This window comes from Salegentibacter mishustinae, from assembly GCF_002900095.1.
GTDB classification, from domain to species: domain Bacteria; phylum Bacteroidota; class Bacteroidia; order Flavobacteriales; family Flavobacteriaceae; genus Salegentibacter; species Salegentibacter mishustinae.
The window spans coordinates 2,449,982-2,463,243 of record NZ_LLKN01000002.1; the positions used below are offsets into that span (position 1 = coordinate 2,449,982).

At 38.3% G+C, this 13,262-nt stretch carries 10 protein-coding genes; 4 read left to right on the forward strand and 6 right to left on the reverse strand.

The genetic code is table 11. The features are described 5' to 3' along the window. Positions 1-4 precede the first annotated feature (4 nt). The 3 genes from APB85_RS13790 to APB85_RS13800 all read right to left on the reverse strand — a co-directional run bounded on the left by APB85_RS13790 (position 5) and on the right by APB85_RS13800 (position 3,293). On the reverse strand, positions 5-625 hold the full coding sequence (locus tag APB85_RS13790; RefSeq protein WP_057482009.1) for an L-threonylcarbamoyladenylate synthase: 621 nt from the start codon (positions 623-625) through the stop codon (positions 5-7). A 65-nt stretch (positions 626-690) separates the two neighbouring features. Next, on the reverse strand, positions 691-903 hold the full coding sequence (locus APB85_RS13795) for a hypervirulence associated TUDOR domain-containing protein (protein WP_057482010.1): 213 nt from the start codon (positions 901-903) through the stop codon (positions 691-693). Between the two features lie 68 nt (positions 904-971). Continuing rightward, the gene (locus tag APB85_RS13800) at positions 972-3,293 is read right to left on the reverse strand and encodes an ATP-dependent helicase (protein WP_057482011.1); all 2,322 of its coding nucleotides are present in this window, start codon (positions 3,291-3,293) and stop codon (positions 972-974) included. Between the two features lie 161 nt (positions 3,294-3,454). Between APB85_RS13800 and APB85_RS13805 the strand changes: the two genes are divergently transcribed. From APB85_RS13805 to APB85_RS13815, 3 genes are read left to right on the forward strand one after another with little or no spacing between them, the layout of a single operon-like run. Continuing rightward, entirely contained in the window at positions 3,455-4,735 is a 1,281-nt protein-coding gene (locus tag APB85_RS13805; protein ID WP_057482012.1) for an amidohydrolase, read from the forward strand. A gap of 2 nt (positions 4,736-4,737) precedes the next feature. Beyond that, complete coding sequence (locus APB85_RS13810) at positions 4,738-6,360, forward strand: FMN-binding glutamate synthase family protein (RefSeq protein ID WP_057482013.1); 1,623 nt, start codon at positions 4,738-4,740, stop codon at positions 6,358-6,360. Beyond that, positions 6,357-6,878: a DUF7935 family protein gene (locus tag APB85_RS13815; protein ID WP_057482014.1), complete on the forward strand. Its 522-nt coding sequence runs from the start codon at positions 6,357-6,359 to the stop codon at positions 6,876-6,878. The genes APB85_RS13810 and APB85_RS13815 overlap by 4 nt, the downstream gene beginning before the upstream one ends. On the opposite strand, the gene APB85_RS13820 is transcribed toward APB85_RS13815, so the two are convergent. From APB85_RS13820 to APB85_RS13830, 3 genes are read right to left on the reverse strand one after another with little or no spacing between them, the layout of a single operon-like run. Further along, a complete protein-coding gene (locus APB85_RS13820; RefSeq protein ID WP_057482015.1) occupies positions 6,875-7,798 on the reverse strand; it encodes a patatin-like phospholipase family protein in 924 nt (307 codons plus the stop codon). The two genes, APB85_RS13815 and APB85_RS13820, sit on opposite strands and share 4 nt — an antisense overlap. Beyond that, positions 7,798-8,700, reverse strand: coding sequence for a patatin-like phospholipase family protein (locus tag APB85_RS13825; RefSeq protein ID WP_057482016.1), 903 nt, complete (start codon positions 8,698-8,700; stop codon positions 7,798-7,800). The genes APB85_RS13820 and APB85_RS13825 overlap by 1 nt, the downstream gene beginning before the upstream one ends. A gap of 3 nt (positions 8,701-8,703) precedes the next feature. Beyond that, entirely contained in the window at positions 8,704-10,818 is a 2,115-nt protein-coding gene (locus APB85_RS13830) for a M1 family metallopeptidase (RefSeq protein WP_057482017.1), read from the reverse strand. Between the two features lie 121 nt (positions 10,819-10,939). Here APB85_RS13830 and recG point away from each other — a divergent pair, with 121 nt between their 5' ends. Continuing rightward, positions 10,940-13,039: an ATP-dependent DNA helicase RecG gene (recG, locus tag APB85_RS13835; protein ID WP_057482018.1), complete on the forward strand. Its 2,100-nt coding sequence runs from the start codon at positions 10,940-10,942 to the stop codon at positions 13,037-13,039. Positions 13,040-13,262 lie beyond the last annotated feature (223 nt).

Consider the following 13,262-nt stretch of genomic DNA (forward strand, 5'->3'; position numbering starts at 1 on the left):
AAAACTATAAATTTTCGGCACTTCCTTTTCCTTCTCTAATTACTTCTGGTTGCGTCGTAGTTAGATCTACCACCGTTGAGGGTATATTATCTCCATAACCCCCGTCAATAACAATATCTACTAAATGGTCCCACTTTTCTTTAATCAATTCCGGATCGGTGGTATATTCCAGTACTTCATCTTCATCATAAATTGAAGTAGAAACAATAGGATTTCCTAAAGTGGCCACAATACTTTTACAAATAGCATTATCCGGGACTCTAATCCCAACTGTTTTTTTCTTTTTAAAGACATTTGGGAGATTATTATTTCCGGGAAGAATAAAAGTAAAGGGCCCGGGTAGATTTCTCTTTAGTATTTTAAAGGTGGCAGAATCTATCTGCTTCACATAATCTGAAAGATTGCTAAGATCTTCGCAAACAAACGAGAAATTAGCCTTTTCAAGTTTTACACCTTTAATTTGCGCAATTTTTTCTAATGCCGAGGTATTGGTTATATCGCAGCCTAAACCATAAACAGTGTCTGTAGGGTAAATTATAAGTCCGCCGTTTCTTAAAGTTTCTACTACTTTATTAATATGTTTCTGACTTGGGTTTTCGTCATAAATTCTAAGTAATTCAGCCATAGTTATAAATTTTAATACCCGAGAATTTACAAATTTTCGAGCAGATATTTTTTAAATTGGTTCAATTAATCCGATTTAGAAACTTCACTTTCCAGCTTCAGCACTTTACTACCATCTTCCTGCTCTATAAAAAGCGCTTTATTCCCTTCTTCTCCTTTTCGGGTAATTTCGCTTCCATCTATGGTTTTTGTAACTTCTTCAGCATAAGTTTTGGTTACTTTGCCTTTTGCTTCTCCATTACCCCATTTCCACTTGACATTACTTCCTTCTTTAATCATATTTTTTCTTTTGAAGATAAAAAGAAAGCCGCGTGAAGCGGCTTTAAATAACAGAAGTTTAACGAGATTTAGGAGATCAATTTCAATTTAGCGAACCTTAGCAGTAACTTTTTAATTCCTCCGTTCTCAAAATCTATTTCAGCTTTTTTATCCTGCCCAACACCATCTATAGCCAGAACTTTTCCTTTGCCAAAACGCATATGCTCCACCACATTCCCGGCTTCCAGCTTTATAGAATTTGAAGCTTTTTCAGGCTCCGGGCTGGCAGGTTTTAATTTTCTAAGTTTTCTTAATTGAGATTCGCTTGGTTTGTGTGCAGGCGGCGGAGTTCCTTTTTTAGGTTTGGTTTGTCGCAGTTTACTTTTATCAACCTCATCACCAAAAATATCGGTATCAATTAGGGGCTTGTATTTATAATCATCTTGCGGAATCATATAATTCACATACTGCTCATCTACTTCTTCTATAAACCTACTCGGTTCTGCATCTACTAATTTTCCCCAACGGTAACGGGACTGGGTATAAGTTAAATAAGCCTGTTTTTCGGCACGGGTAAGCGCCACATAGAATAATCGGCGTTCTTCTTCCAGCTCGCTTCGGGTATTCATACTCATTCCTGAAGGAAAAAGATCTTCTTCCAGGCCAACAATATATACATAGGGAAACTCCAAACCTTTTGCCAGGTGAATAGTCATTAAGGCAACACGATCATCATCTCCGGTATCTTTGTCCATATCTGTAGCTAGCGCTACATCCTCAAGGAATTCAGCCAGAGAACCATCGGCATCTGCCAGTTCCTTTTGGCCTTCCACAAAATCCTTGATCCCGTTTAATAATTCTTCGATATTTTCAATCCTGGCAATTCCTTCGGGAGTACCATCTTTCTTTAATTCCTGAACTAAACCTGTTTTTTTGGTTACAGTATCGGCTACGGTAAATGCATCGGCGTTTTCAGCAAGAATCGTGAAACTCTTGATCATGTTCACGAAATTATCCAGCTTGGTACGCGTACTCTTATTGATCTTTAGATCCAGATGATCTATATTTTCAATAATTTCAAAAATGGTCTTCCCATATTGATTTCCGGCTATGCTCAATTTATCCATTGTAGTTTGCCCAATTCCACGGGCAGGATAATTGATCACGCGCTTAAGTGCTTCTTCATCTTTCGGGTTTATCAACAAACGTAAATAAGAAAGCACATCTTTAATCTCCTTTCGCTGGTAGAATGAAAGTCCGCCGTAAATTCTATACGGAATTTCTTTTTTTCGAAGCGCATCTTCCATCGCCCTACTCTGGGCGTTGGTTCGGTAAAGAATCGCAAAATCGCCATTACTCATTTGGTTTTGCATTCTATTTTCAAAAATAGAACCTGCAACAAAACGACCTTCTTCCCCATCGGTTAGCAAGCGATTTACTACAATTTTTGGCCCTTCATCATTGGCCGTCCAAACTACTTTTTCAAGCTTGGTTTTATTCTTTTCAATTATCGAGTTAGCAGCATTCACAATGTTCTTGGTAGAACGGTAATTTTGCTCCAGCCGGTACATTTGCACATTCTCATAATCTTTCTGGAAATTCAGAATGTTATTAATATTCGCTCCGCGGAAAGCATAAATACTCTGCGCATCATCTCCCACCACGCATATATTCTGAAACTTATCGGAAAGTGCTTTTACAATTAAGTATTGCGAATGGTTTGTATCCTGGTACTCATCTACCAAAATATACCGGAAACGATTCTGGTATTTCTGAAGCACTTCTGGAAATCTGTTTAAAAGCTCGTTTGTTTTCAGCAGCAAATCATCAAAATCCATTGCGCCGGCTTTAAAACACCGCTCTACATATTCCTGGTAGATTTCCCCTAAACGTGGTTTTTTAGACATCGCATCAGCTTCCTTCAATTCCGGATTTTGGAAATAAGCTTTTACAGTTATCAAACTGTTTTTATAAGAAGAAATCCTGCTATAAACCTGCTTGTATTTATAAACGTCTTTATCCAGACGCATATCTTTTATAATCGCTCTAATTACACTTTGCGAATCCTGTGTATCGTAAATCGTAAAATTTGAAGGATAGCCCAATTTATCGGCTTCAAAACGCAAAATTTTGGCAAAAATAGAGTGAAAAGTACCCATCCAAAGGTTTTTCGCTTCACTGTTACCTACAATCTTAGCGATACGGGTTTTCATTTCCCGTGCAGCTTTATTGGTAAAAGTTAAAGACAAAATATTAAAAGGATCTACACCCTGGCTCATAAGATAAGCAATACGGTAAGTAAGCACCCTTGTTTTTCCAGATCCTGCTCCTGCAATCACAATCATTGCGCCATCCTTTTGCAGTACAGGTGCACGTTGTGCGTCATTTAATTCGGCTAAATAAGCTTCCAATCTCTTCAGTTTTTTAGATGCGTGAAATTAACCAAAATGAGACAATTTATAAACCCGAAATCCACTTTGTTTTAAACAAACTAAGATTGACTGGGAGCCATTGCTTAAGTTTTTAATATCTTTAAAATTCTACAAACCAGCTTCAACGCGAAACAAAACCTATGAGAAGAATTATTTTCAGCCTGCTTGGGCTTTTCAGTTTTACTTTAACCGCCCAGGAAATTGATTCAGAGATCAATACTTCTGCAGAAGAAATAGAAGAACAGGTAATCGAGTGGCGAAGAGATTTTCACCAGTATCCCGAACTTTCCAACCGGGAAACCGAAACCGCTAAAAAAATTGCAGCTCATTTACAAAGTCTGGGAATTGAAACTACTACCGGAATCGCAAAAACCGGCGTGGTAGGAATTTTAAAAGGTGATAATGAAGGAAAAACGGTGGCCTTAAGAGCAGATATTGATGCGCTCCCGGTAACCGAAAGAAATGATCTCCCATTTAAATCTGAAGTAAGAACAGAATTTTTAGGTTCTGAAACCGGGGTAATGCACGCCTGTGGACACGATACACATATCGCGATTATGATGGGTGTCGCTGAAGTGCTTTCAAAAAATAAGGATAAAATAAATGGCACGGTAAAATTTATATTCCAACCCGCCGAGGAAGGTCCGCCGCCGGGTGAAGAAGGCGGTGCCTCTCTCATGATCAAGGAAGGTGTGCTAAAAAATCCTGATGTAGATGCGATTTTCGGGCTTCATATTAACTCGGAAACACCGGTAGAAACCATTCGTTATAAACCAGAAGGCACGATGGCCGCGGTAGAACGTTTTGTAATAAACGTAAAGGGAAAACAAACTCATGGTTCTGCACCCTGGAGCGGTACCGATCCCATTTTAATTTCAGCAAAAATCATAGATGGTTTACAAACCATCATTAGCCGGGAATCTAAACTGGTAGATGCCGCAGCAGTAATTACTGTTGGAAAAATAACAAGTGGCGTACGATTTAATATTATTCCTGAAACCGCTGAAATGATTGGAACCATAAGAACCCTGGATCCAGATATGAAAAAATTAATTTTAAAAAGAATGAACGAAATGGTTCCGGCCATTGCTAAAGCTTATGGCGGGGAGGCTACCGTAGAAATTCAAAATAATACTGCGATTACCTACAATGATCCTGAATTAACCAGCAAAATGCTGCCTACGTTACAGGCTGTAGCAGGAGAAGAAAATGTAGTTTTAGCTAAAGCCACCACCGGCGGGGAAGATTTTTCTTTCTTTCAGGAGGAAGTACCCGGTTTTTATTATTTTCTTGGCGGAAAACCATTAGATTCTACCGAACCGGCACCTCATCACACTCCCGACTTTTATATAGATGAAAGCGGAATGTTGCTGGGTGTAAAAACTATGTCTCAACTGGCTATAGATTACCTAAATCAATAATTATGGAAAATGTATTTGATGTTTTAGCTTCAATTGAATGGTGGAGATGGATCTTAATTGTTATTGTTTTTATCGCGATTAAAGACATTTTCTTCAACAGGGAACATACCATTAAACACAATTTCCCTGTGGTGGGACATCTGCGTTATTTTCTGGAAGGGATTGGCCCTGAATTACGCCAGTATATTGTTGCCAGTAATAGAGACGAATTACCCTTTAACCGTATAGAACGGGGCTGGATATACGCTTCGGCGAAAAATGAGAATAATTACGAAGGTTTTGGAACCGATCAGGATATATTTTCTACGCATTATATTTTCATAAATAATGCGATGATTCCGTTTAAACTAAAAGAAGATCATCCCAATACATTAGATCCTAATTTTATTGCCTGCGGAAAAGTAATGGGATTATACAACGAACGGAAGCGCCCATTTAGACCTGCATCAATCATCAATGTGTCAGCAATGAGCTTTGGATCGCTTTCAGCAAAAGCAATTGCTTCTTTAAACGAAGGTTGCAAGGAAGCTGGGGCATATCACAATACAGGCGAAGGCGGACTTTCGAAATACCACCAAAGAGGCGCCGATGTGATTTTTCATTTTGGTACCGGTTATTTTGGAGTGCGTGACAACGATGGTAACTTTTCTATGGAAGAAATGGTAAAACTAGTAAAAGAAAATCCACAGATAAGAGCTATTGAAATTAAACTTTCCCAGGGCGCCAAACCGGGAAAAGGAGGTGTTTTACCTGCTTCAAAAATCACTAAAGAAATTTCTGAAATTAGAAATGTTCCTTTAGGAAAAGACGTGCTTTCCCCGCCCAATCATTCTGCATTTAGTGATATTCCTGAGTTAGTTGATTTTGTTGAAGATATTGCTGAAGCAACAGGCCTACCTGTTGGAATCAAATCGGCGGTAGGAAAATTAGACCAGTGGGAAGAGCTGGCAAAATTTATGGCTAAAACCAAACGTGGACCGGATTTTATCACCATAGATGGTGGCGAAGGTGGTACCGGTGCTGCCCCGCCAAGTTTCGCCGATCACGTTTCCCTACCCTGGATATATGCGTTTACCGATGTTTATCAAATCTTTTTAAACCACGGAATTACCGATAGAATTGTATTTATTGGAAGCGGAAAACTTGGTTTTCCGGCACAGGCGGCTATGGCTTTTGCGCTTGGTGTTGATTGCATAAATGTAGCCCGGGAGGCAATGATGAGCATTGGTTGCATCCAGGCCCAAGCCTGCCACAATAATACCTGCCCCACCGGCGTTGCTACACAAAACAAATGGCTACAGGCGGGAATTAATATTAAGGACAAATCAAAAAGGGTAAATTATTACTTTACAAAGTTTAGAAAAGAACTACTGGAAATTACCCACGCCTGTGGTTACGAGCATCCCTCTCAATTTACTATGGACGATGTGGAGATAAATCTAAGCGATAAGAACCTGGCAAAAACCCTGGCGACCACTTTTTCTTATCACAAAGAAAAAGTACCTTTCGACGGAATTAAAGCACATTTAGAGTGCCCGCATTTGGGTGGAAAATACAAACAAAAAGAAGTTGAAACCAAAGAGGCAGAAACCGAAGAAACTACGCCTCACAATAAAGACAAATGAATCAGATAGAACTTTCACAATTATTATTGGCTATTTTACCCGCACTTATTGTTGGAATGGTAGCCTTTTATTTTTTTAGTTCCTACAACAAAAACGAAGAGAACAGGAGAAATTTCTTATTACATCGTGAAACCCAAAAAACAGCGCTTCCGCTTAAATTACAAGCATACGAGAGAATGACGCTATTTTTAGAACGAATTTCACCCGGTAAAATCTTATTCAGGGTAAAGCCAAATTCTGATGACAAAAAAGCTTACGAGCGTTTATTGATCAATACTATAGAACAGGAATTTGAACATAACCTGGCCCAACAAATTTATCTTTCTACAGAATCCTGGGATTATATAAAAACGGCTAAAAACGCTACCATAGGGATCATTAGGAAAGCCAATCAACAGGAAAGTGTAACCGATGCCGATAAATTAAGGGAAGTGATCTTAAAAAATCTCATAGAGAAACAATCCCCAACCGAAGCTGCTATTGCTTATCTAAAAAATGAAGTGAAACGCTTTATTTAAAACAAGCCGAAAAAACCTTTTCTTTTAGTAGCCAGGTATTGTAAATGTTTTTCTTTTGCATGATCGTAACCTTGCTGCCACCATTCGCCCATTAATTTCTTATTAAAAACGAGGGAGTTTTCTGTGAGCTTTGTAGGGGTATAATAGGTGTTTAATTTCACTTTTTTATTTAGAGCGGCAAGCTTCCCCTCCACGATATCGTGATATTCTACTTGGTCCAGTAAAAATCCAAAAAGGTTGATCATTAAAGAAAATGGATTTTTACCTAAAACCTTATTGTATTCCATATTTTCGGCTTCAAGGATAATAGCGTCAACCTCTGTAGCGCCCCGCTTTATTGCTTCCCGAATTGGTACTACGCAACCCAGCCCTCCATCGGCATATTCAAATCCGTCTTTTTTGGCTAAACTCATAAAAGGAATGTAATTACAGCTAATCCAAATCCAGTCACAAAAATCTTCATAAGTAAAATCGTTAATCGATTTATACTCTACGCGATTTTTAGACAAATTAGAAACGGTAACCACTACATCTTCCACCTGGTTTTTAAGATGATCGAAATTTTCCTCAGAAAAATTACGCTTTATATGTTTTCGTAGGTTTTGACTTTCTCCAAACGTTCTTTTCTTCCGAACAAACTGCCAGAACATATTAAAGTAATTAATCGTCACATACTCCCTACCTTCCTTTCGTTTTACTACAAAAGGATTAACATTAAAAATTTTACGCTGATTTACATTGGTGTAGATATCATAGACCTTGTCTATATTTCCCATAGCAAGGTGCGGAATTAAAAGACTTCCGGTAGAAGTGCCCAGAAATAAATCGTACTTCTTGCCTTCTTCCTGAATTAAATATTGGGCAACGCCGCCTGCAAAAGCGCCTTTACTGCCCCCGCCCGATATTACCAGTGCACGCATTAAGGTTCAATTTGGTTCATTTCCTCGCTTTTTTCTCTAGCATAAGTATAGCCAGTTTTCCACCAGGATTTCATTTGTTTCTCATCAAAAATAAGGGAATTGGTAGTTAATACCGTAGGTGTGTAGTAAAAATTTATGGTCGTATTTTTATTGGCTGCGGCAAATTTCCCAATTTGAATATTCTGTTTCTCTATTCTATCTAGCATAAACCGAAACAAATTAGTGATCAATCCAAAAACGTTTTTAGAAGGCATTCTATTATAAAAAGTAGCTTCGGTTTGCAAAATAACAGCATCTATATGGGTTGCTCCTCTTTTAATAGCTTCTTCAATAGGCACCATAGTTCCAAGTCCACCATCGGCATATTCGCAACCATCTTTTTGCACCAGGCTCATAAATGGTGTGTAATTACATGAAATCCAGATCCATTCACAAAATTCATCGTAGTCAAAATCTTTAATCGATTTATATTCTACAGTATTAAGGGAAATATTAGAAACAGTAACCACAATATCCTTTTTACTGGATTTTAAGCTTAAAAATTCATCTTCGGTTAAGGTACTTTGAATAAGCTTTTTCAAGTTTTTGCTTTCGCCAAAAGTTTTTTTCCCCTGAATAAAATTACGAACTACATTAATGTGATTTATACTTATTTGATCGTAACCGTGACGCCGCTTTATAAGAAAAGGCCGATTGCTAAAAATACTTTCTTGATTTACCGAGGTGTAAATTTCCTTTATCTTTTCGCACTTATTCAAAGCCAGGTGAGAAATTAGCAAACTACCCGTAGAAGTTCCCAGGTAAAGCTCGTAATCCCGCTTTAATTCTTCAATTAAATATTGGGCAACACCGCCGGCAAAAGCGCCTTTGCTTCCTCCACCAGATATTACTAATGCCCGCATTAATTAAAGTTTAGTTTGCAAATACTCTTGCTCTTTTTGAGAAAGACGATCATCTAAAGCTAAGAATTTTTGCCGATATTCTTCCTTCTTTAGCAACTCGGCCAACAATTGCCTGCTATAATCCCTAAACCTATACGCATGATGCTGTGTTCCCTGCATTAGATCCAGTAAGTTCTGAGTAGAAAAACTATTTATTTGGTATAAATAACCAAAAGCGTTTTCCCTTACTTCTATAGGATAGTAGGTTGATGTGTAACCCGAAAGCTCCTTGTAAATTTCCTGTTGTTTTTCAGGCTCATAGTCTGGGGTTATAAGGTTTAAGGTTAACCAGAGCATTCGTACGTTTTTATTGGTGAATCCGGTAATTCCTTTTGTTTTATCCAAATAAGTGGAAACCTCCTGCGGAAAATTCATCCATAATTTTAGCAGCGCTACTTCTTTTGTGAGATAAGATTCATCCTCAAGCAAAGATTCAAAATCGTCTTTAAGCTGCTTCGGAATTCTTTCCATGCTGGTAGCAATAGCCTGCCGAACATAAATGTTATTGGTTTCAAATGCTTTTTTATAAAGCTTTATTGCTGTTTCTGAAGTTTCTCCTGCCAATTGGTAAACCACTTCCTGCCCGGTATAATCATTTACCGGAAAATCTAAAGCGGCACTTAAAACCTCTTCTTTTTTCTCCAAAGGAGTTTCTCTTAGCGCAAGTATTTCTAAATGCTTTTTTATAAATTCAGAATTTTTCAAAGAATTTAAAGCCGCAAATCCCTGAAAAGCGGTTTGATTTAACCACTTCGCCATAAAATCAGACAAATCTACGTTGGCAGCTGCTTCAACTTCGGCAATAAAATTACTAGTAGTGGCTGTTTTAAGTTTATATTGTTCCAGGTAATTCTTTACCGCGGTGTTAAAGGCTTCTTCACCCACTTTTTCTCTCAAAATATGCAAAGCCCAGGCTCCTTTTTGATAATAGGTAAGCGAACTCGCGTTAGCTTTAGTTACCTTTTCGCCTTTTCCCTGATCGCTTAATTCTTTTAATTGCTCGGCAGATTGGTAGAGCTTCCAGTAATAATAATCGTCTCCAAAAATTTCCCGTTCTGCCAGTAATGCATAAAAAGTGGCAAAACCTTCGTGTAACCAATGATCGTTCGCTGTCTCTGCAGTTACCAAATTTCCAAACCATTGATGGGCCATTTCGTGCGCATTTACACTTACATAATTTCGATCTTTAAAAGCTATAGAATCGGTGATAAAGGCGTGGTCAAAAATAGTTGCAGCAATATTTTCCATCCCAGAATATAGAAAATCGCGCACCGGTGCCTGTTTATAATTTTGCCACGGATAAGCCACACCGATTTCACCTTCCAGGAAATCAAAAATCTGTTTGGTATGGCGATAAGTAGGCTCTAATTTATCTTCCTCAGAAACCGGCATATAAAATTGCAATTCAACTCCTGAATTAGATTCGGTTGCCTCCATTAAATAATTTCCCGCAGCAAATGCCAGCAAATAACTACTCATAGGCCGCTTCATATCAAAACTCCAATTTTTTAGAGAATCGGTTATAGAAGTCGTGGTGAGTTTACCATTCGCCATCACTTCCAGGTTTTCAGGAAATTGATACGAAATATCAAATTCAACTTTTTCGCGTTGATCGTCAAAAGACGGTAACCAATTGGAAGTGTACCTTCCCTGCCCTTGCGTCCAGACTTGCTTTGGTGCATCTATAGAATCAGGAAGTTCCCAGTTGATAAAATAAACTGCTTTCTTTGGCGCTACTGAATATTTCAGTTGAAGGGAATTGTTTTCCGAAGGTGATAATTCATTCTTTATCCAAATGCGCTGCCCGGTGTTTCTAAAAGCTACCGATTTTTCGTTCAGCAGAATTTTATCAAAATTCATATTCCTGGCATCTACATAAAACGAATCAATGTTTTTTAGAATCTGAAAATTATATTTGATTGTACCAGAAACCCGTTTTTCCTTTGGAAAAACCCTAACTTCAGCTTCAGCTTTTTTAAAATCTATACTATTGATCTGATCTAGCGAATCAGCTAATGGCGCCTGGCTGTAAGTATTCCAACAAAAGAAACAAAGAAGGGCAATAAGGGGATATTTCATAACATAAAAACTACGAACGGCAAATTACGAAAACTTCATAAAATTCTGGCTTCAGAAAAATTCAGGTTTATTTTTTTAGGAAATTCAACCTAAAAAACCTGATTTTAATATCTTCGTTTTCATGAACGCTAATATTCTGCAAACGCCCATAGATTACCTAAAAGGGGTCGGCCCAAACCGCGCCGATCTACTGCGGAAAGAACTTGGCATTCATACCTACCAGGATCTGGTAAATTTCTTCCCAAATCGGTATCTGGACAAAACCCGGTTTTACAAAATAAACGAATTACAACGAAATTCAGCCGAAGTTCAGGTAGTGGGAAAAATCACCCACATAAGAAGCGTAGATCAAAAACGTGGAAAGCGGCTGGTAGCAGATTTTATAGACGATACGGGAAAAATGGAACTTGTTTGGTTTCGTGGTCAAAAATGGATCCGGGAGAATTTAAAGATCAACACACCTTATGTGATCTTTGGAAAGATCAATTGGTTTAACGGTCTCTTTAGTATGCCGCATCCCGAAATGGAATTGGTGGAAGAATATAAAAAACAACTGCGCACTGCAATGCAGCCTATTTATCCTTCTACCGAAAAACTGGCAAAATCTGGCATTACCAACCGGGTAATCAATAAACTGATGCAGCAGCTTTTTATTGAAACCAAAGGGAAATTCTACGATACGCTTTCTGAAGAAATCACTACAGAATTAAAACTTATTCCAAAGGCAGAAGCGGTATTCAATATTCATTTTCCGCAGAGCCAGGAATTGTTGGCCAAAGCTCAGTTTCGATTAAAGTTTGAAGAACTATTTTATATTCAATTACAATTACTGATTAAAAATATGCTGCAAAAGCAAAAAATAAAAGGTTTTGTTTTTGAAGAAATTGGGCAAAATTTTAGTGAATTCTATAGCAATCATCTCCCTTTCGAACTTACCGGTGCGCAAAAGAGAGTGATCAAAGAAATTAGAGCCGATCTTGGCAGCGGCGCGCAAATGAACCGTTTGCTGCAGGGCGATGTAGGTTCTGGAAAAACCATTGTCGCACTAATGTCTATGTTTATTGCATTAGATAACGGTTTCCAGGCGTGCCTGATGGCGCCCACCGAAATTCTTGCAATTCAGCATTATAACGGCCTGGTAGAACTTTGCAAAGATCTGGACACCAGTATTTATCTACTTACCGGTTCTTCAAAAACTAAAGCCCGGCGCGAAATTCACGAAAAGCTTGAAAATGGTGAAATAGACATCCTCATTGGTACTCATGCTTTGCTGGAAGACAAGGTGAAATTCAAAAATTTAGGCCTGGCTGTTATAGATGAACAACATCGTTTTGGGGTGGCACAACGGGCAAGATTATGGCGAAAAAACCAGATGCCGCCACATATTTTAGTGATGACGGCTACACCAATTCCGCGAACCCTGGCAATGAGCCTTTACGGCGATTTAGACATTTCGGTAATAGATGAATTACCGCCGGGCAGAAAACCTATTAAAACCGTACACCGCTACGATAGCAACCGACTTAAAGTTTTCGCTTTTATTAAAGATGAAATAAAAAAAGGGAGGCAGGTTTACGTGGTTTATCCATTGATCCAGGAATCGGAAAAAATGGACTATAAAGATTTAATGGATGGGTATGAAAGTATTGCCCGCGAATTTCCAAATGAACAAATTTCTATAGTTCACGGCCAGATGAAATCTGACGCTAAAGATTATGAAATGGATCGTTTTGTTAGAGGCGAAACTCAAATTATGGTCGCCACTACCGTAATTGAAGTTGGAGTAAATGTTCCAAATGCCAGTGTGATGATTATTGAAAGTGCAGAGCGATTTGGCCTTTCTCAACTTCACCAGCTTAGAGGCCGTGTAGGCCGCGGTGCCGAGCAGAGCTTTTGTATTTTAATGACCGGTCACAAATTATCTAACGATAGCAAAACCCGTCTGGAAACCATGACCGCCACTAACGATGGTTTTGAGATTGCTGAAGTAGATTTAAAATTACGAGGGCCGGGTGATATTATGGGCACGCAGCAAAGCGGTGTTTTAAATTTAAAAATCGCCGATATTGTAAAGGATAACGAAATCCTAAAATTGGCGCGCCATCATGCGATGAGAATTTTAAAAGAGGATCCCAGCCTTTCCCTCGAAAAAAATAAAGTACTGCGTTTCACCTATGCGCAACTGGCAAAACATAAAAATATCTGGAATTACATTAGTTAAATTCTAATTTAAGGCGTAAAAAGTCTACGTATTTTCCCTCGATTTTTACCAAAATAGAAATCTCTATTCAAACCTGGCTACATCCTACTTTCCTAGTAAAACTAAGGCTTTCCAACCAAATAAAACCAAATAAACACCTGATTTACAGTAACAAACAATAATTTATGAGAGTTTTTGAGCCACATTATTCCGTAAATTTAGGTAATAATCAAAACGTCAAACA